Source organism: Kutzneria sp. CA-103260, from assembly GCF_018263855.1.
Lineage (GTDB): Bacteria > Actinomycetota > Actinomycetes > Mycobacteriales > Pseudonocardiaceae > Kutzneria.
Genome location: NZ_CP073318.1, coordinates 399,288 through 424,359, shown reverse-complemented (window position 1 = coordinate 424,359; position 25,072 = coordinate 399,288). Strand labels below are relative to the sequence as shown.

Genomic DNA, 25,072 nt, shown 5'->3' with positions numbered 1-25,072 from the left:
CGGTGCCACGCCACGCTCATCCGGTCGATCCGGTAACGAAAAGCAGGGTGCCGCCCACCCGGGCGACACCCTGCCAATACGGAATTCGAACGCACCGCTCACGACTGCGGTGCGGGCCGTTCCACCTCCAGGGCCAGACGGACCAGATCCAGATCAGAAGCGGCCGAACAACGCAATCACCCGAAGCGGCGTTGGAGGGTGCGGACGAGGGCGGGGAGGACGCCGTTGAGGCGGGCGGGGAAGCGGAGCCAGGAGGGGACGAAGATCTCGGGCCGGTTGTGTTCGACGGCGGCGACGAGGGCCTCGGCGACATCGACGGGCGGGATGGGACGGGGGCGGCGACGGGTGTAGGGGGTGCCGCGACGGTCGAAGAACGGGGTGTCGATGACGCCGGGGTGGATGACGGTGACGCCGACGGTGCGGACCTCCAGGCGCAGGGCGTCGGCGAAGGCGCGGAGGGCGGACTTGGTGGCGGAGTAAACGGCCTCGTCGGCAACGCCCATGGCGCCGGCGATGGAGGAGACGAGCACGATGTGGCCGCGCCGGCGGGCGAGCATGCCGGGCAGGAGGGCGCGGGCCAGTTGGAGCTGGGAGACGACGTTGACGGTGAAGAGCTCGGGGATCCGCGCCGGAGGCATGTCGGCGAAGGGGCCGGCGTGGCCGAGACCGGCGTTGAGGACGAGCAAGTCGACGTCGCCGGCCCAGGCGACCAGGGGGTCGACGCCGGTGGCGAGGTCGCAGGCGAAGGAGGAGGGGCCGGTGATGGTGCGGCTGGTGCGCAGCACGGTGGCGCCCTTGGCGGCGAGCACGTCGGCGGTGGCGGCGCCGATGCCGGACGACGCGCCGGTGACCAGGGCACGCATGCCGGTCACGGCAGGCATGGGATCTCCTTGCTGACGGTGAGCCGGCGGGTGCTGGTCATCGCGGGCATTCCGCTTCCTTGGCCACGGTTTGCGGGGCGCGGCGGCTGAGGACGAAGACGCCGGCGCACAGGGCGAGCAGGGCGAGGACCTGGCCGATCACGGGGCCGACGCCGCTGCGCAGATCCTCCCCCAGCCACAGGATGCCGATGCCGATGCCGACGAGGGGGTCCAGGATGGTGATCACGGCGAGGGCCGGCGCCAGCGCCCGTTCGGCCTGGAATGCGTTCTGGCTCAACAGGAAGCCGATCGGACCGCAGACAGCGACGGCGTAGATGGGCCAGTGGGTGAGCAGCACGAGGATGCCCTGGGACAGCTGCTCGGCGGCGAGCTTGGCCACCCCGGCGCTGACGCCGTAGAGCACGCCGGCAGCGACGGCGAGGGCCAGGGAGCGGGTGTTGCCGGGGCGATGTGCGGCCACAGCAAGGCAAATGGCCAGGATGGCGGCCAGGCCGATGGCCAGGGGCAGCACGGCGCCGAGGGTCATTCCCGTGCTGTCGCCGGACGGCTGGGCGACCAGGAGGAAGGCGGCGAGCCCGGCGACGCAGAGACCGGCGCCGAGCAGCACTACCCGGTCGAAGGAACCGGAGAACAGCACACCGAACAGCAAGCCGGTGACGAGCAGTGGCTGTACCAGGACCAGGGGCCCGGTGGTGAGGGCCACCCACTGGAGGATCACGCCGAAGGCGTTGGCCACCAAGGAAAGCAGCCACACCCGCTGTTGAGCGAGGTCGACGAGCAGCCCCGGCTCCAGGGCTTCCCGCCGCCGCACCTGCTGGGTCGCCCGGTGCTGCAGGGCACTGGTGAGACCGAAGAAGGCAGCACCTCCGACGGCAGCTGGCACGGCGATGATCAGGTTCATGGTGTCCTGCCTGAGAACTCCCGCAACGCGTCGACCATCCGCTCGGCCAGCGACGAGCCGTCGACGGCGCCGCCCCCGGTCACGCAGACGGTCACATGTGGTCCCCAGGTCAAAGCGCCCCAGGCGATGGAGACGCCCTCGGCGAGCGGGAGCACCGCGTAAGCGGCCTCGATCTCCGCACCGCCCAACAAAACCTGCCATCGCGGTCCGGGAATCACGGAGGCGATGGCGCCGAACCACCGCGACTGGTACACCAGCCGGGCCAGCAGCCGGTGCGCGGGCGCCGGCAGCAGACCGATGAGCCGCACGACGAAGTTCGCCGCCTCGGGTGCGCCGGACTCGACACCGGCCCGCAGCGCGTCACGCACGAGTTCCAGGCACCGCAACGGATCCGTCTCCTGTACGGGCAGGTCGACGGACAGAGCCCCGGTCCAGTTGCCGGCCGCGCGCAGGGTGTCGGTGCCACGCAGCGACCACGGCACCATCACCCGGAGCCGATCCCCTTGGTAGGCCAGGGCGAACATGGCCAACAGCAGCTCGGTCGGCGTGACGCCCAGGCCCCGGGCAGTGGCCCGCACCTCGGCCCCGGGCAGCTTGACCAGACCGAGCCGGCGCGACGCCCCGAACTTCGGCCCGCGCGGCACCGCACCGGCCCGGGCCAGCGCCAGCAGACCCTTGAGCCGCAACCGGGGCAACTTGTGGCTGACCTGATGCCCGACGGGACTCGCCCACGCCCTGCCCTTGCCCGAGGTTCCGCCCAGCAGCCCGCGCAGCACGGCGACGCCGTCGCCGAGGGCGTGGTGCAGCTTGATCAGCACCGCCGGCGACGAGCCGTGCACGATCAGCGCCTCGGCGGTCGCTCCGGCCGGCAACGGCCTGGCGTAGAAGGAATCCACGGCCTCCCGCAGCGAAACACCGTCCACTTCGGACACGAGAGCCTTGGCCTCCACGGCCTCGTCCTGCGTCCATCGCGGCCGCCGCAGCCACGAACCGGGGTCGACGTGACCGCGCACGCCGTGCATGGCGTCCAGCATGCCCGCCACGTCATCCACGCTGACCTCGCCGGACATCTCCATGATGGTGCCGACGTGCTGCGGCACCCGAGGCGACGCGATGTGCACGAACAGCGAGTCCTCGGCCGACAGCACCCGCCCGAGCCGCTCGGGCCGGGTGGAGTTCAGGGCCAGCAAGCCCTCCTCCACCAGCCGCTCGTCGGCCTGCTTCAACGCCAACTGCTCCATCTGGGCCAGCCGCGGCAGGTCCCGCATGGCCTCAGCCAGCTCGCCGTCCCGCCGGCACACCACGGCGATGCCGGCGTCGGCCATGAGCTGGGCGTTGGCCCGCCCGTGAGCGGCGATCGGCCGATGCATGAGCACCGGCCGACCGACTGCGAGAGCTTCCAGCGACGTCGCCCCGCCGGCATTGGTGACCACCACGTCCGCGGCCACCATGAGCGTCGACATCTGGTCGGTCCAGCCGAGAATCCGCACGCGGGGGTCGTCGCCGATCGCGGCGCGGATCCGGGCCCGCAGCCGCTCGTTGCGCCCGCAAACGACCACCACGAGGCCGTCCGGATTGCCGACCAGCAGCTCCTGCACCGTGTCCTCGGACCGGCCGAAGCCCAGCGACCCGCAGGCCACCAGCGACACGAACGTGTCCTGGGGCAGCTCCAGCTCGGCCCGCGCGGCGGCACGGTCACCGGGGCGGAAGACCTCGTCGGCGGTCGGCGCGGAGATCGCCACCGTGGCACCGGGCGCGCTGCGGGCCGCGACCGGCACGGCGACCTCGTGCATCACCAGATTGAGGTCGATGCCCTGGTACACCCAGAACGGGTGCGGCGCGAAGTCCGACACCCACGCGCCGATCGGGGCCTCCAGCCCGCGGTGCCGGCGCAGCCAGTCCAGGCCGGCCGTGCCCAGCGGGTACGTGGACAGGATCAGGTCGGGCTGGATCTGGTCGATCCGCGCGGCCAGCCGCCGGCCGGCCCACTCGCCCACGAACCGCTTGGAGGCCGTGGCGAACCAGCGGTAGCGCCACACCGAGTTGTAGAAGAACTCGTACAGCCAGGGAGTGCGCTCCACGTTGGTGACGTAGATGCGGCGGAACGCCGGCCCGACGCCGCGGCCCATCACGTCGAGCGTGTCCAGCCAGTGCGTCGAGGCATCGGGCCACAGCCGGCCCGCGGCCGCGCGGAGCGCACGGCCGGTGGCGTTGTGGCCCTCGCCCATGTCGGCGGACAGAATCAGGATCCGTCGTGGTGTCGCCGAGTCCAACACGGTGATCAGCTTGGCTCACCGGACCCGGCCGCGCCACACGACTTATCGGATGACGCCAACCGATGCGGTGACTGTTGGTAGTCACCGCCGATCCGGGGCACCGGCGGTCGCGCCGGCCGCCCGTGTTACCGTGAAAGGCAATCCCCGAACTGGCTGGTCAAGCGCCCGATCGTGGGCATTTCACGAAGGAGCGCAGTGTCGGACGTCAAGACCACCCGCGGATTCTGGACGCGGGTCGCCGACTCTTTCCTGCCGACCCCGACCGAGGGCGCACAGTGTCATCAACCTCGGCCGCTGACCGTGCCGGTCTGGCTGCGCCGGGCCACACCGTGGGTGATCGTGGCGGTGCTGGCGTGGTTCGCGGTGTGCACGGTCATCTGGCCGGTCGGCATGTGGATGCAGATCGATCTCGAGGTGTACCGGGCCGGCGGCCTGACCGTGCTGGACGGGCAGTCGCTGTACGCCCACCCGCTGGTGGCCAGCCTGATGTTCACCTACACCCCGTTCGCGGCGATCATCTTCGCCCCGCTGGCGCTGCTGCCGCTGGTCGGCACCGAGATCGTCTACAGCGTCGTGACCGTGCTCCTGCTGCTGTTCGCGGTGGCGCGGTGCTGGCGCTGGATGGGCTACCGGCGGGACCGGGCGGCCGTCGGCGTCGTGCTGCTGGGCACCGCGCTGGCGCTGATGTTCGAGCCGGTGCGGACCACGCTGTACCTGGGGCAGATCAACGTGCTGCTGCTGGCCATCGTGGTCGCCGACCTGCTGCGCACCCGCAAGTCCAACTGGACCGGCATCGGCGTGGGCATCGCCGCCGGCATCAAGCTGACGCCGCTGATCTTCATCCCGTACCTGCTGCTGACCAGGCAGTTCAAGGCGGCCGGGGTGGCCACCGCGAGCTTCGTCGGCACCATCGCGCTGGGCTTCGTGCTCAAGCCCGCCGACGCGTACGCGTACTGGGTGAGGCAGAAGTTCAGCGAGGTCGCCCGGGTCGGCGACGTGTGGTCGACCGGCAACCAGACCCTGCGCGGCTTCCTGGCCCGGCTGGTGTCCCCGCCCGAGGCCACCCAGAACATCTGGGTCCTGCTGGCCGCCGTGATCGGCGTGCTCGGGCTCGCCGCCGCCGTCCTGGCCCACCGCCGGGGCGAGGAGCTGCTGGCCGTCAGCCTGGTCGGCCTGTGCTCCACCGCCGTGTCGCCCTACTCGTGGTCGCACCACTGGGTCTGGTTCGTGCCGCTGTTCGTCTTCGCCCTGCACCGGGCCCTGACCACCGGCCGGGCCGCCATGTGGGTGCTCACCGCGTACGTGCTGATCACCGCGTTCGCCTGGCCCGTCAGCTGGCCCGTGCACGACCCGACCGCGCGGGCCAGCACCGGCATCTGGATGATCGACTGGCCCGGCGACATCGTGACCCGCAACGAGTACCTCATCGCCTACCTGGTGACCGCCGTGTTCACCCTGGTGCACCTACGCCGTTCGAAGGTTGTCGCGTCAACCGACGGGGTGATCGACAACCGGAATCCGGTGGCGAGCCGCTAAGGTCGGTCCCAAGCCCGGCGCACGGGCCGCGAGGCCCCTTGCCCGCGAAGGGTTCGAATAGCCCACGGCATTCGAACCCTTTGAGGGGCAACAATGTTCACCGTTCCCGGCCGGCTCTCCGACGGCACCCCCGTCGTCACCACCATCCGGCACGGCCGCCAGCAGCGGGTGGCCACCATCCAGCTCGGCGACGCCGCCGTGTTCACCGTCTCCGTCCGTGGCCGGCACATCGACGACCTCGTCGAGGCCCTCCGCGAAGGCGACAGCCTCGGCGTCCCCTGCCGCCACCCGCACTACGGCGACTGGCTGCTGGGCGTGCATCCGCACCAGTGGTGGGTGAACCCCCGGGCCGAACGCCTGCCGATGGAGCTTTACCTGCTGCTGCCGGCGGATCAGCAGATCGTCGTCGTGTTCACCCCGGAGCAGGTGGACGAACTGGCTTCGCTCGCGGCCGACCGCGAACTGCTCGGAGCCGACCAGTGCCGTTGAAGGTGAGCCTCGTGAGCACGTACGCGATCATCGTCGAAGCCGCCTGAGAGGCCTGGCTCCGGATGGCTGTGGAGCTCAACCGGTGAGTGGTGAGCTTCCGGAAAGCGTTGGAATGGAAGCGTCAATCACGGCCAAATGCCTGAAACCGCAATTCGGTGTGACGCTGAGCGGGACTCGCGTGGGTTAGTGGGGGGTGGCCAGGTCGATGAGGGGGAGGGCGGCGAGGTCCTGGGGCGGGAGAGCACGGGCGGCGGTGAGGACTTGCTGCTGCTGGTCGTTGATCCGCTGGTCGACGAGGCGGGTGAGCTCGTAGGCCAGGGCTCCGGTCTGGCGGACGGTGAGGTCGTCGAGGACGGCCTGGTCGACGGAGGTGATGGCGATGCCGGCGACCTGGCCGTCGGGGCCGGCGGCGGCGCCGACGTCGAAGCGGGCGCGGGGGTTGAGGGTCTCGGAGGCGTAGTGCTCACGAAGGCGACGAAGCAGCTTGTGCCATTCGAGGACCTCGCCCTTGAGGGACAGGCCGTTGACGTCCTCGTCGGTGAGCCGGCCGTCGGCGAAGCAGCGGGCGTAGGAGAGGGTGACGGTGGTCCACACGCCCTCGAGGACGACGGAGTCGGCGGGGTCGGCGGCGAGCTCGGACACCAGCCGTTCGCAGCAGCGGAGCACGGTCTGCAGCTCGTCGAAGACGGCGACGAGGTCGGCGAGGGCGGACGCGGCGGGGCCGGCGATCCGGCGCACGGTGGTCGGGGGGCTCGACTCGGTGGTCATGAGACGCTCCTGCCTGGGCTCGGACGTCCAGGCTAGATCGGCGCGGGGCGGGCGGATGTCGCATATTGAGACAGGGCACGACGGAGGAGACCGGATGACCGGGACCAGCGAGAACGCCGCGAAGCTGGCGGTGCTGATCGACGCGGACAACGCGCAGCCGTCGATCACCGAGGCCCTGCTGGCCGAGGTGGCCAAGTACGGCACGGCTCATGTCAAGCGGGCCTACGGGGACTGGACGGGCACGAACCTGAAGGGCTGGAAGGACCACCTGCTGGCCCAGTCGATCCAGCCGATCCAGCAGTTCGCGTACACCACGGGCAAGAACGCCACCGATGCGGCGATGGTCATCGACGCGATGGACCTGCTGTACTCCGACCGCTTCGACGGGTTCTGCATCGTCTCCAGCGACTCGGACTTCACCCGCCTGGCGGCGCGGCTGCGCGAGTCGGGCCTGACGGTGTACGGGTTCGGCGAGCGCAAGACGCCCAAGCCCTTCGTCGCGGCCTGCGACAAGTTCATCTACGTGGAGAACCTGACCTACGCCGAGGAGACCGCCGAGGCGCCGGCGGAGACGCCGGCGACGCGGCGGACGGCGGCGCAGCTGAAGAGCGATTCGACGCTGGTGGCGCTGCTGCGTGGGGCGGTCGAGGCGGCGTCGGACGATGACGGCTGGGCGTCGCTGTCGGGTGTCGGCAACATCGTCACCAAGCAGCGCCCCGACTTCGACTCCCGCACCTACGGCTACTCCAAGCTCAGCGACCTGGTCACGGCGACGACGTTGTTCGAGGTCAACCGCCGTAGCTCGGGCGAGGGCAAGTCGTCGACGGTCTACGTGCGTGACCGCCGCCGGGCCTGACCGTCAGACGGGGGCGAACTCCAGGGCCGTGCGGTCGTGGGCGACGGTGGTGGTCGCCCGCAACTGGAGACCGCAGTCGGCGGCGAGGGCGGCGAGTTGGTCGATGGTGCGCTCGCGGCCGCCGAAGCACATGAGCATGGACAGGTCCATGGCGGTGCCGGAGCCGAGCCCGCGCACGGCCTCGATCACGATGACGGTGCCGGAAGTGTGGTGGCAGGCGGTGAGGATCTTGCTGACGGAGTCGTCGTCCCAGTCGTGCAGGATGTCGCAGAGCACGTAGGCGTCGGCGCCGGGCGGCAGGGGGTCGAAGAAGCTGCCGCTGATCGCGCCGGCGCGGTCGGCGACGCCGGCGGCGACGAAGCGGGCCTGGGCCGCGGCGGCGGAGTCGCCGTAGTCCAGCACCTCGCCGCGCACGGAGGGGTGGGCGAGCAGGATGGCGGTGAGCAGGTTGCCGTCGCCGCCGCCGAGGTCGACGATGCGCGGGAACCGGCTCCAGTCGAAGCGTTCGGCGACCTGCGGCAGCTGGGACGTGAACCGCCAGGCCATCTGGGCGTCGAACGAGCGCCGCAGGTCGGCGTTCACGTCGAGGTCGTCCCAGAAGTCGCGGCCGTACCGGTGCTTGTAGGCGGACCCGCCGGTGGTGACGGTGTGCAGCAGTTCGACGAACGCCAGGTCGGAGCGGCCGCCGGCCCGGTTCATGTCGAGCAGGGGCAGGAAGTCGCGGATCTGCTGGCCGAGTGCGGTGGGCCGGTAGCGGTCGCCGTCCTGCTCGAACACGCCGACCGTGACGAGGTGGTCGAGCAGCCGGCCCAGCGCCGGGGCCGAGGTTCCGGTCTCGGCGGCCAGCTGCGCCGCGGTCGCGCCGTCGCCGGCCCGTTCGGCCAGGCCCAGGGTCGCGGCGACCCGGACGGCCATGGGGGTGGCGAGATCGGCCAGGGCCATGATCGATGGGGTTCCCATTCCCCCGAGGCTATCCAGGCCGGACACCGATTTACGGCCTGAGCACGATGCGGCCGGCGACGTCGCGGCGTTCCATCCGCTCGTGGGCGGTGACGGCCTCGTCGAAGGACAGCACGTCGATCTCGATCTCACCGTGCCCGGCGGCGACGGCCTGCAAGGCCGCCTCCAGCGCAGGCCGCATGTACTGCGGATGGGCCGGCAGATAAGCGCCAGCGTTGAAGCCGGCCACGGTGACGTTGCCCAGCCAGAGCTGGTTGGTGTCGACCTGGTGCCCCCAGTCCTCGCTGGCGTTGCCGGCGACGATCATCCGCCCACCCGGCCGCAGCAGGGCCAGGCCGTGGGTGCGGACGGCGCCGCCCACCGGGTCGATGACGACGTCGAACCGCTCGTCGGCGAGCACGTCCGGCAGTTCGGCGGAGTCGACGATGCGGTCGTAGGGCAGCTTGGTCGTGGCTGCGGCGGCGAGCTTGCCGGCCCGAACGGTGCCGACGACCCGGGACGCGCCCAGCTGCCGTGCGATGCCGGGAAACGCCGCGGAGAAACCGCCGAGCGCTCCTTGGACGAGGACGCTCTCCCCCGCCTCCAGGTGGGCGATCCGGGTGAGGGCGACGTGGGCCATCGCCGCGTTGGGCACCACCGCGACCGCGACGGCCGGATCAAGGCCTCCGGTCGGCGCAACGCGCGCGGCATCGGCGATGTAGACCGACGCGTAGCCGCCGGTGCCGGCGGCGGACATGGAGACGACCGGCTCCCCCACGGCGAACTCGGTCACGTCGGGGCCCAGGGCTCGGACCGTGCCCGCGACCTCCAGACCGGGCACGAACGGGGGCTGCGGCATGCCAGGCCGGTCCCGGTAGACGCCCTGGCGGAAGAACAGGTCGATCAGCCCGACCGCGGCATGCGTGACGTCGATGGCGATCTGCCCCGGCCCGGGCGTCGGATCCGGCAGGTCGACGACCACCAACACACCGGGGTCCCCGAAAGCGGTTGCCTGCACAGCGCGCATGAGTCCTCCATCCCGATAACGCACCTCATGATGCGCTACGTCGACCGTAGCACATCGCGTGATGCGTTAAGGTGGTCCATGCGTGAGCGAGCCCGATCCGTCGAGGACAAGGCCCAGCGGTCCGAGGACCTGCTGTCGGCGGCCGAGGAGCTCGCCCTCGAACTGGGCGGCGTCCGGTTCGTCACGATCGCGGCGGTCACCGAGCGGGCCGGGCTGCACCGGACCGGCGTGCGGCGCTACTACGCCAGCAAGGAAGAGCTGCTGCTCGAACTGGCCGAACGCGGCTGGGGCCAGTGGCGCGACCTGGTCATGGCGGTCCTGGAGGACCAGCACGGGCTCGGTCCGGAACAGGTCGCGCTGGTGGTCGCGGAGACCATCGCGTCGCTTTCGGTGTTCTGCGACCTGCTCTCACACACGGCGATGAGCCTGGAGGGCGATGTCGACATCGAACGGGCCCGCCGGTACAAGACCAACGCCACCGCCGCCCACCATGAGATAGCGCGGGCCCTGACCCAGGCCAGCAGTATGAGCGGCGACCAGATCGACGGCCTCATCACCGTCGCGCTGACGGTCGCGGCCGGCCTCTGGCAGGTCGCCCACCCCACGCCGTCGCTCGCGAAGCTCTACAAGCAGGTGCCGAACTGGGGGCACGCCGCGCTCGACTTCCGGCCACGCCTGCGCCAGCTGCTGCGGGCGACGGCGGTGGGGCTGGTGGCGATTCAGGCCTGAGGCTTACATTTCGGTGTGACGCTGGGCGGGACTCGCGGGGGTTCGGAAGTCGACATTCAGTTGCCTGAGAGCGGGACTCGCCCCTTCAGTTCCATTGCCTTCCGCACTCGGTCCTCAGCCAGGGCACGGGCGGCCTGGTGCGTGGTGGTGCCGGCGGCTGACGCCTGTTCGAGGACGGTGACGGCGTTGGCGCGGAGCTTGGCCGAGATGGTGGCGTAGATGGCGGCCGGGTCGGGACGGAAGGCGGAGTGCCGGGCGTCCATGGCGAATCCCGCGGCGACGACACCGCCGGCGTTGGCGATGAAGTCGGGCAGGACCTGCACCCCACGAGCGGCCAACACCTCTTGGGCCTCAACGGAAGTCGGCATGTTGGCCCCCTCGACGACGACCGAGGCTGCAATCCGGCCAGCCAGCGAGGAATCGATGACGTCCTGCAAGGCACACGGCACCAGCACATCGGTGGGCACAAGAAGCTCAGCCCCGAGCTCCAGGCGGGAACCGCCGGCGTACTCCACCACAGCGGCGTCGCCAGGGACCTCAAGCAGCCGGGAAACGTCCAGGCCATCGGGATCGTGGACGGCACCGAGGGCGGACGACACGGCGACGACGGTGGCCCCGAGCTCGGCGTAGCGACGGGCGGCGGCGCGGCCGACGGCGCCGAGGCCCTGGATGGCGACCCGCTTGCCGCTCAACGACATCACTGCGTCGGTGGCCTCGGCGACGCCGTAGCCGGTGACGCCGAGCTCGTCGTAGGGCACGCCGCCCAGCTCAGCGGGGGTGCCGACGGCCGCGCCCCGGTCACGGAGCTCGTCCTGCACGACAGCGGCGTCCCGCTCGGTCAGCCCCATGTCCAAGCCGATCACGTACTCGCGCGGGATCTCGTTGGACAGCAGGCGAACGAAGGCCCGCAGGGCGGCCTCCTTGTCCGGCGACGAGGGGTCGAACCGGATGCCGGCCTTGGCCCCGCCGAAGAACAGGTCGACGCCGGCCCACTTCCAGGTCATCACCCGGGCCAGCCGGGCCACCTCCCCGACGGACAGGGTCGGGCTCATCCGGGTGCCGCCCTTGCCCATGCCGCGGGCGGTGTTGTCGATCACCAGCACCCCACGCATGCCGGTGCGCGGATCGGACACGCAGACGACCTTCTCCGGGCCCCACTCGTCCATCAGCTCGAACATGCCCCCGAGGCTAGCGACATGCAGCAGGAAAAGGGCTCTGGGATCCGAGCTCCAGCAGCGCTGAACCTAAAGCCAAACAGCCCGAAGGCTCGCGGAGTTGGCGTCGCGGCGGCGAGTTCGCCAAGGTGGACGCCATGCAGCACAAGTGCGCGTCCGTTGTCGCCGGCGTCCCCGACCAGAGGTCCGAAGGCGGCGTTCTCCGCTCCCACAACCCCGCCGACCTCGACGACGTGGTGGCGGAGGTGTCCCTGGCCGGCCCGAGCGTCTTCGTGGACGCCGCCAGGGCGGCGCGGAAGGCCCAGCCCGAGTGGGCGGCCATCCCGGCACCGGTCCGCGGCCAGGTCATCGCCCGGCTCGGCCGGCTGGTGGAGGCCAACAAGGAGGCGCTGGCCCGGCTGGTGACCCGCGAGATCGGCAAGCCGCACGCGGAGGCGCTGGGCGAGGTCCAGGAGATCATCGACACCTGCGACTTCTTCCTCGGCGAGGGCCGCCGCCTGTACGGGCAGACGGTGCCCAGCGAGATGCCGGACAAGCAGCTGTTCACCTTCCGCGTGCCGGTCGGCGTGACGGCGATCATCACCGCGGCGAACTTCCCTGCGGCGGTGCCGTCCTGGTACCTCGTGCCGGCGCTGCTGTGCGGCAACACCGTGGTGTGGAAGCCGGCCGAGCTGTCGGCGGCGGTCGGCCAGGCGCTGGCCGAGCTGATCTGGCACGCCGGTGTGCCCGCGGGCGTGCTGAACCTGGTGCAAGCCGACGGCAAGGCGACCTTCGCGGGCCTGGAGCAGGCCCTGCAGGCCGGCCTGGTGGACAAGGTCGGCTTCACCGGCTCGACCGAGGTCGGCCGGGCCATCAGCGAGCTGTGCGGGCGGCACCTCCAGTCGCCGTGCCTCGAACTGGGCGGCAAGAACCCGCTCGTGGTGATGGCCGACGCCAACCTGGACCTGGCCGTGGAGGGCGCGCTGTTCAGCGGCTTCGGCTCGGCCGGCCAGCGCTGCACGTCGCTGGGCACCGTCTTCGTACAGCGCGAGGTGCACGACGAGTTCCTGCGCCGGTTCGTCGCGGCGGTGGAGAACGCGGTCGTCGGCGACCCGAGCCAGGGCGTCCTGTACGGCCCGATGATCGACGTCCGCTACGCCGAGCGCTTCGAGCAGTACTTGGGCCTGGTCCAGCCGCACCACACCACCCACGGCTCGACCGGCGTCGGCCGGATCACCGATGCCAACCCCCGCAAGGGTTTCCTCGGCGAGGCCGACCGCGGCGTCTACGTGCACCCGACGATCGTCGACGGCATCACCGCGCAGGATGACCTGTACCGCACGGAAACCTTCGGTCCGCTGGTCGGCGTGGGCACTTTCGACACGTTCGACGAGGCCGTGGAACTGGCCAACGGCCACGGCTACGGCTTGTCGGCGGCGATCTACACCACCAACGCCAGCAACGCTTTCCGCTTCCGCGAGCGCTGCCGGGCCGGCATGGTCAGCGTGAACAACTCCACCTCGGGCGCGGAGGCGCACCTGCCCTTCGGCGGAAACGGCTTGTCCGGCAACGGAAGCCGGCAGTCCGGCGTGTGGGTGCTGGACCAGTTCACCCGCTGGCAGTCGATGAACTGGGACTACGCCGGCAAGCTGCAGAAGGCGCAGATGGACATGGTCGAGCTGCCTCAGGCCGACCTCGCGTTCCGTTTGGAGGGCTGAATGGACCCGATCGATCTCCTCGGCGTCGCCGACACGTTCTCCGACGAGGAACGGCTGATCCGGGACACCGTAAGGCAGTTCGTGGACGCCAAGGTGCGGCCCAACGTGGGCCGCTGGTTCGCCGACGGCACGTTCCCCCGGGAGCTGGCCCCGGAACTGGGCGAACTGGGCCTGTTCGGCATGCACCTTCAGGGCTACGGCTGCGCCGGCGCCAGCGCGACGGCGTACGGCATCACGTGCATGGAGCTGGAGGCCGTGGACAGCGGGCTGCGCAGTTTCGTGTCGGTGCAGGGATCCCTGGCCATGACGGCGATCCACAAGTTCGGCTCCGAGGAGCAGAAGCAGCGGTGGCTGCCGAAGATGGCCGCCGGTGAGCTGATCGGCTGCTTCGGGCTGACCGAGCCGGACTTCGGCTCCAACCCGGCCGGCATGCGCACCACGGCCAAGTTCGCCAATGGCGAGTGGATCCTCAACGGCAGCAAGCTGTGGATCACCAACGGCGGCATCGCCGACGTCGCCGTGGTGTGGGCGCGGGCCGAGGAGGGCATCCGCGGCTTCGTGGTTCCCCGTGGCACCAAGGGTTTCACCACCCGGGACATCAAGGACAAGCTGTCGCTGCGAGCCTCCGTGACCTCGGAGCTCATCCTCGAGGACTGCGTGCTGCCGGCCGACGCGGTGCTGCCGGACAGCCGCGGTCTGCGAGCGCCCTTGTCCTGCTTGAACGAGGCCAGGTTCGGCATCCTGTGGGGCGCGGTCGGCGCGGCCCGGGACTGCTATGCCACGGCGCTGGAGTACGCCAAGACCCGGGTGCAGTTCGACCGGCCGATCGCCGGCTTCCAGCTCACCCAGGAGAAGCTGGTGGCGATGGTGCTGGAGTTGGAGAAGGCGTTCCTCACCGCGGTGCACATCGGACGGCTCAAGGACGCCGGCAAGTGCGAGACCGCGCACGTCAGCTTCGGCAAGCTGAACAACGTGCGGGCCGCGCTGGAGATCGCCCGGCAGGCCCGGACCATCCTGGCCGCCAGCGGCATCACCACCGAGTACTCGGTGCTGCGGCACGCCAACAACCTGGAGTCGGTGCTGACCTACGAGGGCACCAGCGAGATCCACACGCTGGTGCTGGGCGAGGCCGTCACCGGGATCGGCGCGTACCGTTGACCGAGCAGGTCGACGAGCACTTCGTCGCGTCGGTGCGGGCGCTGTCGGCCGGTCGCCGGCCGTTGGCGCCGCTAGGGTCGCAGCTGTTGGAGCTGTTCGACGCCCAGCTCGGCAGCCGGCACGTGGACCTGGCCGCCCGGGAGTTCCGGGCCCGGGGCCTGGGCTACTACACCATCGGCTCGTCCGGGCACGAGGGCAACGCCGCCGTGGCCGCGGCGTTGCGACCCACCGATCCGGCGCTGCTGCACTACCGGTCCGGCGCGTTCTACCTGGCCCGGATGCGGCAGCTGGGCCGCGACGGGCTGATGGATGTGTTGCTGGGCATGATGGCCGCCACCGATGAGCCGATCGCCGGCGGTCGGCACAAGGTGTTCGGCCATCACGACGCCGCCGTCATCCCGCAGACGTCCACCATCGCCTCGCATCTGCCGCGGTCGCTGGGCGTGGCGTTCGCCATCGAACGGGCGCGCAAGCTCGGCGTGCCGTCGGAGTGGCCGGACGACGCGATCGCCGTGTGCAGCTTCGGTGACGCCTCGGCCAACCACTCCACCGCCGCCGGGGCGATCAACGCCGCCCTCTACACGGCGTACCAGGGGCTGCCGGTGCCGCTGCTGTTCGTCTGCGAGGACAACGGAATCGGCATCAGTGTGCCGACCCCGCGCGGCTGGATCGCCACCGCCTACGGCTCGCGGCCGGGGCTGCGGTACTTCCACGCCAGCGGTTTCGACCTCGTGCAGTCGCGGGAGGTGGCCACCGAGGCGGCGGAATACGTGCGACGGCACCGGAAGCCGGCGTTCCTGCACCTGTCGACCGTGCGGCTGATGGGGCACGCCGGCTCGGACGCCGAGGTGGCGTACCGGAGCGGTTCGGAGATCGTCTCCGGGCTGGCCCGGGATCCGCTGCTGGGCACCGCGGAAACCCTGGTGTCGGCCGGGATTCTCACGCCGGCCGAGGTGCTGGACCGCTACGAGGCCAAACGGGCCGAAGTGCTTCAGCTGGCTGAGGAGGCCTCCCGCCGGCCGCAGCTGGACAGCGCCAAGGCGGTCATCGCACCGCTGGCGCCGCGAAGGCCCGTTCTGGTGGCGTCCCGGATCCAGCCGCTGCCGTGGACCGAGCCGCTGACCTTCGCGCAATCCGTCAACCGGACGCTGGCCCAGCTCCTGACCGAGTACCCGGGGCTGTGCGTGTTCGGCGAGGACGTCGCGCGCAAGGGCGGCGTGTACGGCGTGACCCGGGGACTGCAGAAGCAGGCCGGCGCCGGGCGGGTGTTCGACACCCTGCTCGACGAGCAGTCCATTCTGGGGCTGGGGCTCGGGCTCGGCGTCTCCGGGCTGCTGCCCGTGCCGGAGATCCAGTACCTGGCCTACCTGCACAACGCGGCCGACCAGCTGCGGGGCGAGGGCGCGACGCTGCCGTTCTTCTCGCAGGGGCAGTACCGCAATCCCATGGTCGTGCGGATCGCCGGATACGGGTACCAGAAGGGCTTCGGCGGCCATTTCCACAACGACAACGCCGTCGCCGCGCTGCGGGACATCCCCGGCCTGGTGATCGCCTCCCCGTCCCGCCCGGACGACGCCGCCGCCATGCTCCGCACCTGCGTCGCCGCCGCCGACGTCGACGGCACGCTGTCGGTGTTCCTGGAACCCATTGCCCTGTACCACACCCGGGACCTGCACGAGGACGGCGACGCCGGCTGGCTCGCCCCGGCTCCGTCGGAGCACGTCCCCCTCGGCCGTGGCCGCACCTATGGCTCCGGCACCGATCTCACCCTCGTCAGCTTCGCCAACGGCGTCCGCATGAGCCTTCGCGTCGCCCGCCGCCTGGAAGCCGCCGGCATCTCCTGCCGTGTGCTCGACCTCCGCTGGCTCGCTCCCCTGCCCGTCGACGACCTCCTCCGCGAGGCCGCCGCCACCGGCCGTGTCCTCGTCGTCGACGAGACCCGCCGCACCGGCGGCGTCTCCGAGAGCGTGATCACCGCACTGGCCGACGGAAGTTTCACCGGGATCGTCCAAAGGGTGGCGAGTGAGGACAGCTTCATCCCACTCGGCGATGCCGCCCTCACCGTCCTGTTGTCCGAGGAGACAATCCACGACGCCGCCGTGTCCATGATCTGACCACCTCAGGACGGTTTAACCCAATCGGGCTATCATTCTTGCGGGTGAGTGCGAGTCGCTGCCCAGGTCAAGATGCGCCGTCCGGCCGCTTGTCGTTCACGCACGACGACCTGTAGTCCCACGATCGGCTGGACTCTTCCGGGGCATACCGCTCGCCGTAGAAGTGGACCCGCTCACCGTGAACACCCTTCGTACTGAACGGTAACCGCGTGCCCATGCGTGCATGATTGGTTTGCCCGAAGGGTCGGGCAGTGAAAAACGCGGCCCCTGCTGCAACAGGGAGCCGCGTCGTGCCCGACCCAAGTAATCGGCTCGCTACCGAATGACATCAGGAGGACCACGTGAGCATATGACCTCCAGCCACCCGCACGCCAGAGGGTCGCGTCAAACGTGATGCGACCAACTCACCGCGCACGTCGCCCACCGCCCCACCAGGCCAGTGGATCCGTTGCCGCGCAACAACGCCCGTCATTCTCACGTGTTCATAGGAAGTGTAATGGCCGCGCGCCGATCTCCATGCAAGCCGACCTCACTCTACCGCCTGGAGGGCCCGACAGTTCTCGCTGACTGCCTGCGCTCGCTCTCCGGCGCGGAGGTCGCAATCGACACGAACCTCATGGTCAGCGAGGTTAACTGCCGTCTCGTCACAGGCCTCCTGCGATCCGACAAGCCGAGTTGGGCGGATCAACTCAAGGCGATCACCGAGGTGGAGCCGAATCTTCAGGGCAACTACCCGTTCGCCGTGCTGCTCGTCCCCATCTCCCCGTGGGTCTACGCACTGACCTGGGGCGGGGGCCACCATTTCCTGGACGACGAACTTGTCGAACAGGGATTTGGGTTGTCGTTCGGCATCCGAAGGCTGGATGCAGCCAAGCTAGGGCTCATCGCCAGCTCGGCACTGGACGCCAGCGCACGATCGACCCAGACGTCTTATCCCGGAGGCAGCGACCTCGCGGGGTTCCGGCTGGAACCATTTGGCGAGCTCGTCAACCGGATGGCTGGTGAAGCTGACATGTCTGGTCTCACGTACGGTCGCGAGGTCGGCAAGCCCTACCGGATCAAGGTTGGCAACGCGCTGTGGGCGCCGCTTGGGCTCGAACCCGCGAAGTTGATCGCCGACCTCCGAGCGATAGGCGAGGTCGTCGACCAATCGGACGAATTTTCAGCGCTGCGGTTCGTTGCCCAGACCCGCCCGGTCCCCAAACACCATTCGAGGCAGCCCGAACTGCGGCGGAGACTAGCCGCCGCACTCGGCGGCGACGTCGGGTGCGGCGTGCTCGGACTCGCGTGGCCCAACGACGCCGTGAACGACGCCGAGGCCGCAGGCTCGTTCAGAGTGAGCGTGCCCGGTGCCGGCGGTCCACTAGTAGTGGACACAAACCTGCAACTCCAGGACATCGTCGATCAGTTCGCGGGCGTCGATGCAGACGACCGCGTGGAGACGCTGCGCCGCGCCAAGATCGCGCCCTGCGAAGACGATGCTGGCGAGGATGTGATCGGCCGGATGATCTCGGCAGCCAAGTGGCTCACCTTCGAGACAACCATCGACCACACGCGGTACTGCTTCCACCAGGGCAAGTGGCATCGCATCGGCGAAAACTTTGTCCAACAGATCCGTCAGCAGGTCGATGATCTACTGACGCGCCGAGCTTCACTGACACTGCCGACCTGGGTCCCCTCAGGCAAAACCGACGACGAGCACCGCTACTGCCAACTGGTCGCCAAGCGGCCGGGTTACCTGTGCCTGGACAAGAACTTCGCGAGCACCTCGTTCCATCGCCGGTTTGAACTGTGTGATCTCGTGGGACCTGACGGACAGCTCATCCACGTCAAGTGGCTGGGGCAAGCCACTGCGGCCAGCCACCTGTTCGTCCAGGCTCAGGTGTCCGCCGACGCACTGAGAGAGGAGCCCGAAGCGCTACGACAACTGGACGACAAGGTTCGAGCCATCGCCCCAATGCGTGGATTCGCCGAGGTTCCGGACAAGGTCGTGCTGGCGATCGCCGGCCGCCCCTGGAGTGTCGACCGACTCTTCACTCTGTCCCAGCTGGCCCTTCTGCGCCTGGACCGTACGCTGCACAGCCAACGAATCGCTCTGCAGTTCGCCGAAGTCCCGTTCGTCACGAAGCCCGCACGCAGACGAAACGTGGCTTGACGACATGGACGACCACTAACCATAGGACCCGCCGGACTGATCGCTGCCCGACCTCCGGCGGGTCTACAACTGGGCATCGCGCCGGACACCCGACTGACGGCCTCAAACACCTCGCCCTGAGTCAAGGCCTACGCCGCACGCCACCTCCGGTCGGCTTCATCCTGCTGTTCAACTACCAGTGAGCCGCCTGGGACTCATCGTTCATGCCGGGCAGTGCGTCGACACCGACCAGCGAAGCTCCGGCATCTCCAAGGTCCACGTTGTCCACCAGAGACCGTGTGATCCTCTTACCCCGTCCTCCCGTCCAACGGGTGGCGAGTGAGGACAGCTTCATCCCACTCGGCGATGCCGCCCTCACCGTCCTGTTGTCCGAGGAGACAATCCACGACGCCGCCGTGTCCATGATCTGAACCTTCGTTGAATCCCTTGCGTCACAAGGTTCTGGTGGCAGCGGCGGTGCACTACGGACGGTGGTGTGAGAGGCGACACGAGAGATGGGACTGCCCCATCAGGGGGTGATTGTCGCCAACAGGGCCACCGAGGCCTTACCATGACTCGCCGCGATGCGCAGCGCATCGTGACCACCCAAGCGGCGAGCGGGTCGACGCACACACTGACCCGAGAATTGGTAGGTACGTAGCGGAATGGGACGCAGCCTCGCCGTCATGGCGCCGCAGCCGACAGAAACGGTCGACACGGCGACACCTCCGCCGACAACGGTGGAGGAGACCGGGGCGATAGCCCGTATCCGCGAGTATCTCGAGCGGGAGCAGCCCGCCACCCCGTGCCTGGTGATCGACCTCCAGACCATTCGGGAGCGTCACGCGGAGCTGACCGCGGCGTTCCCGGGGGCGAAGCTCTACTACGCCGTCAAGGCGAATCCGGCCCGCGAAGTGGTGCGCCTGTTGGTGGAGCTGGGCGCGCACTTCGACGTGGCGAGCCCGCCGGAGATCGACCTGTGCCTGGCCGAAGGGGCCCGTCCGGAGCGGATCTCGTACGGCAACACGATCAAGAAGCGAGCCGACATCGGCTACGCCTTCGAGCGCGGCGTGCGGTTGTTCACCACGGACAGCGAGGCGGACCTGGCGGCCATTGCGGAAATGGCCCCTGGCGCGGCGGTGTTCTGCCGGATCATGCTGGCCGACACCGGTTCGCTGACGCCGTTCGGCCACAAGTTCGGCTGCGCGCCGGAGCTGGCGACCCGGCTGCTGGCCCGGGCGCCGGTGCTGGGCCTGACGGCGGCCGGAGTGTCGTTCCACGTGGGCTCGCAGCAGCTGGACCCGCGGGCCTGGGACGCGGCGATCGAGCAGGCCGGAGAGATCACCGCCAAGCTGGCGGCCGACGGCGTCGAGCTGTCAATTCTCAACATCGGTGGCGGCCTGCCGGGCCGCTACAGCCGTCCCGCCCCGCCGCTGGCCGACTTCGCCGCCGCCATCAACGCTTCCGTGGCCGAGCACTTCCCCGCGCCGCCGCAGCTGGTGCTGGAGCCGGGCCGGTTCCTGGTGTCCGACGCCGGCCTGCTGCGCTCCGAGGTGGTGCTGGTCTCGCGTAAGTCCACAGTGGACGAGATGCGCTGGGTCTACCTGGACGTCGGCCGGTACAACGGCCTGGCCGAGACCGAGAACGAGTACATCACGTACCTGCTCTCGACGCCTGGCCAAGAGGAATCGATTCGCGACGGTGCGACGGGACCGGTCTATCTCGCCGGCCCGACCTGCGACGGCGACGACGTGCTGTACCAGCGCAACGTGTACCGGATGCCGCTGGACCTGCGCGCGGGCGACCACGTGGACTTCCTGAATACCGGCGCCTACACGGCGAGCTACTCCTCCATAGCGTTCAACGGTTTCGCGCCGCTGCCGACCTTCTGCCGCTGAGCAGCGGGTCTCCCCTTTTGCGTGCAGACCTCGCCGGAGGTCTGTCTTCACCTGGAACAGTAGGGAGTGATAGATGACCGGAGTACTGGGCTCGGTGCAGGAGACCGTGGGGTCGTTCACCGGACAGCACGTCCTCGCCGAGATGGAGGGCATCGACGCCGCTCTGCTCAATGACGAGGCGCTGCTGCGGGACATCCTCACCACGGCGCTCGACCAGGCCGGGGCGACCGTGTTGGACGTGACCTCCAAGCGGTTCGAGCCGCAGGGCGTCACCGTGCTGGCGCTGCTGTCGGAGTCGCACGCCTCGCTGCACACCTACCCAGAAATCGGTTCGGTCTTCGTCGACGTCTTCACCTGCGGACATCGGGCCAAACCCGAGGTCGCCGTGCGACTGCTCGCTGAGGCGCTGCGCACCCCCGTGGTGCACGCGAAGACCATCCGCCGCGGCAAGGACGACTGACTTTCCCCTTGCCACCCCAGCAGATTGTGAGAAGTTAGTGACCACGATGGAACGAACCAGCCAGATCCACGAGCCGGTCGGCCACGGCCTGACCCGGGTCTGGGACCTCGACGAGGTGATCTGGGAGGGCGACACCGCCTTCCAGCACGTCGTCATCGCCCGCACCGAGCAGGGCGTGTCGCTGTTCTGCGACAACGACCGGCAGAGCACCGAGTTCAGCCAGCTGACGTATCACGAGGCGCTGATGGTGCCCGCGCTGCTGCTGGCCGACACGGTGCGGTCGGTCCTGGTCGTCGGCTCCAGCGAGGGGGTCGTCTGCCAGATGGCCGTGGCCGCCGGCGCGACCCGCGTCGACCACGTGGACATCGACACGCAGGCCGTGAAGCTGTGCGCCGAGCACCTGCCCTACGGCTACACCCCCGAGGAGCTGGCCGCCGCCGAGCGCGGCGAGGGCCCGGTCAGGGTGCACTACGCCGACGGCTGGCAGTACCTGGTGGACGCCGCCTCCGCCGACCAGCGCTACGACATCGTGCTGGTCGACCTCCCCGACGAGCGGGAGGAAGAGGCGCAGCACAACCGCCTGTACGGCACCGAGTTCCTGACCATGTGCAAGGCGGTGCTGGCCCCCGGCGGCGTCGCCGTGACCCAGGCCGGCTGCCAGACCATGTGGCGCAACCAGACTTTGCTCACCTCGTGGCGTCGGTTCACCGAGGTCTTCGGCACCACCGCGTACTACGGCTCGGACGAGCACGAGTGGGCGTATCTGTTCGGCCGCGCCGACGAGGTCGCGGACCCGACCGCCCTGATGCAGTCCCGGCTGCCGTCCTGCGGCTACCGCCCGATCTCCATCGACGCCGAGGCCCTGCTGGGCAACTCGGTCCCGCCCTACCGAGTCCGCCACCAGCCCTGAGCCAAAACTTGCGAGTCCCGCTCTGCAGCAACTGAAACACCGGAACCGAAACCGGTGTTTCAGTTGCCTGAGGGCGGGACTCGCGGGGTTCAGGCGGCCAGGGCTGGCTCGGGGGTCGGGGTGCGGCGGCGACCCGCGAGCATGAGCAGGGAGAGCACGGCGGCGGCGCAGCTGAGCAGGCCGGCGATGTACCAGGCCAGGTCGTAGTTGCCGAGCTGGTCGCGGACGATGCCGGCGGCCACGGCGGCGAAGGCGGCGCCGACCTGGTGCGAGGCGAAGACCCAGCCGAACACGATGGGCCCGGCGGTGCCGTAGTAGCGGCGGCACAGGGCGACGGTCGGCGGCACGGTGGCGACCCAGTCGAGGCCGTAGAACACGATGAACACCAGCATGCTGGGCTGGGTGGTGCCGGCGAACAGGCTGGGCAGCGCGAACAGGGACAGGCCGCGCAGGCCGTAGTACGCGCCGAGCAGCACCCGGGAGTCGAGGCGGTCGGTCAGCCAGCCTGAGAAGATCGTGCCGGCGATGTCGAACACGCCGACCAGGGCCAGCAGGCTGGCCGCGGCGGTCTCCCCCATGCCGTGGTCCATGGCGGCCGGGATGAAGTGGGTGCCGACCAGGCCGTTGGTGGTGGCCCCGCAGATGGCGAAACCGGCGGCCAGCAGCCAGAAGTTGCGGGTGCGGGCGGCCTGGAACAGCACGTCGATGGCCCGCCGCCCGGCGCTCACGGTGATCTCCGGCCGGGGCTGCGGCTTGGACGCGCCGTAGGCGAGCAGGCCGATGTCCTCGGGCCGGTCCCGCAGCAGCCACGCCACCAGCGGCACGACGACCAGCGCCGCGCCGGCCACGGTCAACGCGGCGATCCGCCAGCCGACGGAGCCGGCGATGGACGCCAGCGCCGGCAGGAAGACCAGCTGCCCGGCGGCGCTGCCCGCGGTCAGCACGCCGGTCACGATGCCCCGGTGCTTCACGAACCAGGCGCTGGTCACCGTGGCCACGAACGCCAGCGCCATCGACCCGGTGCCGAGGCCGACCAGCACGCCCCAGCACAGGATGAGCTCCCAGCTGGCGGTCATGAACACCGTCAGCCCGCTGCCGGCCGCCACCACCAGGAGGGCCACCGACACCACCCGTCGGATGCCGAAGCGCTCCATCAGGGCCGCGGCGAACGGTGACGTGAGGCCGTACAGGGCGAGGTTGACGGACACGGCGGCCGAGATCGTGCCCATCGACCAGCCGAACTCGTCGTGCAGCGGATTCATCAGGACGCCGGGTGTGGCCCGGAATCCGGCCGCGCCGACCAGCGCGACGAACGTTACGGCGGCGACCAGCCAGGCCCGATGCAACTTGAACACGCGGAGATCCTGGCAAGGCGGCGTCACTCGAACGAGTGGCCCGGAGGCCACTATGTGCAAGAATCGGGCCATGACCCATCGCGTCGTGGTGCTGGCCCTGGACGGTGTGGTGGCGTTCGACCTGAGCATCGCGTCGCGGGTGTTCACCTCGGCGTCGCTGGCCGCCGGCCGGCCGCTGTACGAGACGCTGACCTGCACGGTCGACGGCGGCCCGGTGCGCACGACCGCCGGCTTCAGCCTGCTGCCCGACCACGGGCCGGAGATCATCGCCACCGCCGACACGCTGGTCATCCCCGGTCCCTACGAGGGTCCGCTGATGGAGAGCGCGGAGCTGGACCCGCGCCTTGAAGCGGCGCTGGCCACCGCCCCGAAGGACGTCCGCTGGGTGTCGATCTGCACCGGGGCGTTCGTGCTGGCCGCCGCCGGGCTGCTGGACGGCCGGGAGGCGACCACCCACTGGTTCCACGCCGACGAGCTGGCCGAGATGCATCCCCGGGTCCGGGTCAACCCTGAGGTGCTGTTCGTCGACGACGGCCAGGTGCTGACCTCAGCCGGCGCGGCGGCGGGCATTGACCTGTGCCTGCACATCGTGCGCACCGATCACGGCGCGGAGGTCGCCAACCACGCGGCCCGGCGGGTGGTGGTGCCGGCGTGGCGGGACGGCGGGCAGCGGCAGTTCATCGAGCGGCCGGTGCCGGAGGTGACGGACACCGGCACGTCGGCCACCCGGCAGTGGATGGTGGAGCACCTGGACCAGCCGCTGGACCTGCGCCGGCTGGCCGCGCACGCCCGGATGAGCGTGCGCACCTTCACCCGGCGGTTCCGGGAGGAGACGGGCCTGAGCCCGGGCCAGTGGCTGCTGCGGGAGCGGGTCGAGCGGGCCCGGCACCTGCTGGAGTCGACCGACCTGTCGGTGGAGCGCATCGCCCGTGACGCCGGCTTCGGCACCACGGCATCGCTGCGTCAGCACCTCAACGCCGCGGTCGGCGTGGCCCCGCTGGCCTATCGACGGAGCTTCACTTGTAGGGGTCCTGCCCGACCGGCCTGATCACGATCTCGTTCACGTCCACAGTGGACGGCTGACCCAGCGCGTACAGCACCGCCCGGGCCACGTCGGCCGGCTCCAGCTTGGGATCGTCGCGTCGGTCGGCGGGAATGGCGTCGGTGTCGACGAGCCCGGGCTGGATGACCGTGACTCGCACGCCGGTGCCCACGCACTCGGCCCGGATGGCCTGGGCCAGGCCGGTGACCGCCCACTTGGTCGCCGAGTAGAGGCTGCCGGGGCGGACTCCCCGGCCCGACGCCGAGCCGGTCAGCACGAGGTGGCCGCCGCTGCGGACCAGGGCCGGCAGGGCGGCACGGGCGGTGTAGGCCGGGCCGCACACGTTGGTGACGACCATGTCCCGCCACAGCTGGGGATCCTCGCCGGAGCGGCCGAGGAACGAGGTGCCGACGCTGCTGCCGGCGTTGGCGAAGACGGCGTCGAGCCGCCCGAACGTCTCCTCGGCCTTGGCTGCGACCGCGCTGATCCGGTCCCAGTCGCCGACGTCACACGGCAGGGCGAGCACCCGGTCCGCACCGCCGAGCCCGGCGGCGAACGCGGCCAGCCGGTCGGCTCCGCGGGCGGTCAGGACCAGGCGGTATCCGGCCCGGGCGGCGGCGGCCGCGGTGGCGGCGCCGAGCCCGCTGGAGCCGCCGGTGATCAGCAGCACTGGATCGTTCATGAAGCCCACCTTAGGGTCACACCTCTGGCGAAATTACCCCCAGGG

General features: G+C 70.1%; 21 protein-coding genes. 12 read left to right on the top strand and 9 right to left on the bottom strand.

Features of this window, described 5'->3' with window-relative positions; genetic code table 11:
- Positions 1-176 precede the first annotated feature (176 nt).
- From JJ691_RS01885 to JJ691_RS01875, 3 genes are read right to left on the bottom strand one after another with little or no spacing between them, the layout of a single operon-like run.
- Positions 177-881 carry an SDR family NAD(P)-dependent oxidoreductase gene (locus tag JJ691_RS01885; protein ID WP_211767059.1) on the bottom strand — a complete coding sequence of 235 codons (705 nt, stop codon included), beginning with the start codon at positions 879-881 and terminating at the stop codon, positions 177-179.
- Positions 882-918: 37 nt separating this feature from the next.
- Entirely contained in the window at positions 919-1,782 is an 864-nt protein-coding gene (locus JJ691_RS01880) for a DMT family transporter (RefSeq protein ID WP_211767058.1), read from the bottom strand.
- The gene (locus tag JJ691_RS01875) at positions 1,779-4,058 is read right to left on the bottom strand and encodes a WS/DGAT domain-containing protein (RefSeq protein ID WP_211767057.1); all 2,280 of its coding nucleotides are present in this window, start codon (positions 4,056-4,058) and stop codon (positions 1,779-1,781) included. Before JJ691_RS01875 ends, JJ691_RS01880 begins: the two co-directional genes overlap by 4 nt.
- Before the next feature lie 195 nt (positions 4,059-4,253).
- Between JJ691_RS01875 and JJ691_RS01870 the strand changes: the two genes are divergently transcribed.
- The gene (locus JJ691_RS01870) at positions 4,254-5,594 is read left to right on the top strand and encodes a glycosyltransferase 87 family protein (protein ID WP_211767056.1); all 1,341 of its coding nucleotides are present in this window, start codon (positions 4,254-4,256) and stop codon (positions 5,592-5,594) included.
- A 93-nt stretch (positions 5,595-5,687) separates the two neighbouring features.
- A complete protein-coding gene (locus tag JJ691_RS01865) occupies positions 5,688-6,083 on the top strand; it encodes a hypothetical protein (protein ID WP_211767055.1) in 396 nt (131 codons plus the stop codon).
- A 183-nt stretch (positions 6,084-6,266) separates the two neighbouring features.
- Here the strand turns inward: JJ691_RS01865 and JJ691_RS01860 are convergent, their stop codons facing one another.
- Positions 6,267-6,851 (bottom strand): hypothetical protein, encoded by a 585-nt coding sequence (locus JJ691_RS01860; protein WP_211767054.1) that lies wholly within the window; start codon positions 6,849-6,851, stop codon positions 6,267-6,269.
- Positions 6,852-6,945: 94 nt separating this feature from the next.
- On the opposite strand from JJ691_RS01860, the gene JJ691_RS01855 reads away from it, so the two are divergent.
- Positions 6,946-7,707, top strand: coding sequence for an NYN domain-containing protein (locus JJ691_RS01855; RefSeq protein WP_211767053.1), 762 nt, complete (start codon positions 6,946-6,948; stop codon positions 7,705-7,707).
- Between the two features lie 3 nt (positions 7,708-7,710).
- Here the strand turns inward: JJ691_RS01855 and JJ691_RS01850 are convergent, their stop codons facing one another.
- The gene (locus JJ691_RS01850; protein WP_211767052.1) at positions 7,711-8,667 is read right to left on the bottom strand and encodes a methyltransferase; all 957 of its coding nucleotides are present in this window, start codon (positions 8,665-8,667) and stop codon (positions 7,711-7,713) included.
- 31 nt (positions 8,668-8,698) lie between these two features.
- Positions 8,699-9,673 carry a quinone oxidoreductase family protein gene (locus JJ691_RS01845; RefSeq protein ID WP_211767051.1) on the bottom strand — a complete coding sequence of 325 codons (975 nt, stop codon included), beginning with the start codon at positions 9,671-9,673 and terminating at the stop codon, positions 8,699-8,701.
- Positions 9,674-9,751: 78 nt separating this feature from the next.
- Here JJ691_RS01845 and JJ691_RS01840 point away from each other — a divergent pair, with 78 nt between their 5' ends.
- Positions 9,752-10,402 carry a TetR family transcriptional regulator gene (locus JJ691_RS01840; protein WP_211767050.1) on the top strand — a complete coding sequence of 217 codons (651 nt, stop codon included), beginning with the start codon at positions 9,752-9,754 and terminating at the stop codon, positions 10,400-10,402.
- A 56-nt stretch (positions 10,403-10,458) separates the two neighbouring features.
- On the opposite strand, the gene JJ691_RS01835 is transcribed toward JJ691_RS01840, so the two are convergent.
- Complete coding sequence (locus tag JJ691_RS01835; RefSeq protein ID WP_211767049.1) at positions 10,459-11,580, bottom strand: Glu/Leu/Phe/Val family dehydrogenase; 1,122 nt, start codon at positions 11,578-11,580, stop codon at positions 10,459-10,461.
- Between the two features lie 134 nt (positions 11,581-11,714).
- Between JJ691_RS01835 and JJ691_RS01830 the strand changes: the two genes are divergently transcribed.
- The 7 genes from JJ691_RS01830 to JJ691_RS01800 all read left to right on the top strand — a co-directional run bounded on the left by JJ691_RS01830 (position 11,715) and on the right by JJ691_RS01800 (position 21,948).
- Complete coding sequence (locus tag JJ691_RS01830) at positions 11,715-13,274, top strand: aldehyde dehydrogenase family protein (protein ID WP_211767048.1); 1,560 nt, start codon at positions 11,715-11,717, stop codon at positions 13,272-13,274.
- Entirely contained in the window at positions 13,275-14,432 is a 1,158-nt protein-coding gene (locus JJ691_RS01825) for an acyl-CoA dehydrogenase family protein (protein ID WP_211767047.1), read from the top strand.
- Entirely contained in the window at positions 14,429-16,546 is a 2,118-nt protein-coding gene (locus tag JJ691_RS01820) for a thiamine pyrophosphate-dependent enzyme (RefSeq protein ID WP_211767046.1), read from the top strand. The genes JJ691_RS01825 and JJ691_RS01820 overlap by 4 nt, the downstream gene beginning before the upstream one ends.
- 496 nt (positions 16,547-17,042) lie before the next feature.
- Positions 17,043-18,701 (top strand): TIGR04141 family sporadically distributed protein, encoded by a 1,659-nt coding sequence (locus tag JJ691_RS01815; protein ID WP_211767045.1) that lies wholly within the window; start codon positions 17,043-17,045, stop codon positions 18,699-18,701.
- A 665-nt stretch (positions 18,702-19,366) separates the two neighbouring features.
- Positions 19,367-20,578, top strand: a complete 1,212-nt coding sequence (locus JJ691_RS01810; protein WP_211767044.1) for a type III PLP-dependent enzyme — start codon at positions 19,367-19,369, stop codon at positions 20,576-20,578.
- Between the two features lie 73 nt (positions 20,579-20,651).
- On the top strand, positions 20,652-21,038 hold the full coding sequence (gene speD, locus JJ691_RS01805; RefSeq protein WP_211767043.1) for an adenosylmethionine decarboxylase: 387 nt from the start codon (positions 20,652-20,654) through the stop codon (positions 21,036-21,038).
- 46 nt (positions 21,039-21,084) lie between these two features.
- Positions 21,085-21,948 (top strand): spermidine synthase, encoded by an 864-nt coding sequence (locus tag JJ691_RS01800; protein WP_211767042.1) that lies wholly within the window; start codon positions 21,085-21,087, stop codon positions 21,946-21,948.
- Positions 21,949-22,037: 89 nt separating this feature from the next.
- Here JJ691_RS01800 and JJ691_RS01795 read toward each other — a convergent pair whose 3' ends face one another.
- Positions 22,038-23,294 (bottom strand): MFS transporter, encoded by a 1,257-nt coding sequence (locus JJ691_RS01795; protein WP_249228178.1) that lies wholly within the window; start codon positions 23,292-23,294, stop codon positions 22,038-22,040.
- Between the two features lie 79 nt (positions 23,295-23,373).
- Between JJ691_RS01795 and JJ691_RS01790 the strand changes: the two genes are divergently transcribed.
- A complete protein-coding gene (locus JJ691_RS01790; RefSeq protein ID WP_249227619.1) occupies positions 23,374-24,351 on the top strand; it encodes a GlxA family transcriptional regulator in 978 nt (325 codons plus the stop codon).
- Here the strand turns inward: JJ691_RS01790 and JJ691_RS01785 are convergent.
- On the bottom strand, positions 24,320-25,027 hold the full coding sequence (locus JJ691_RS01785; RefSeq protein WP_211767039.1) for an SDR family oxidoreductase: 708 nt from the start codon (positions 25,025-25,027) through the stop codon (positions 24,320-24,322). The genes JJ691_RS01790 and JJ691_RS01785 overlap by 32 nt on opposite strands.
- Positions 25,028-25,072 lie beyond the last annotated feature (45 nt).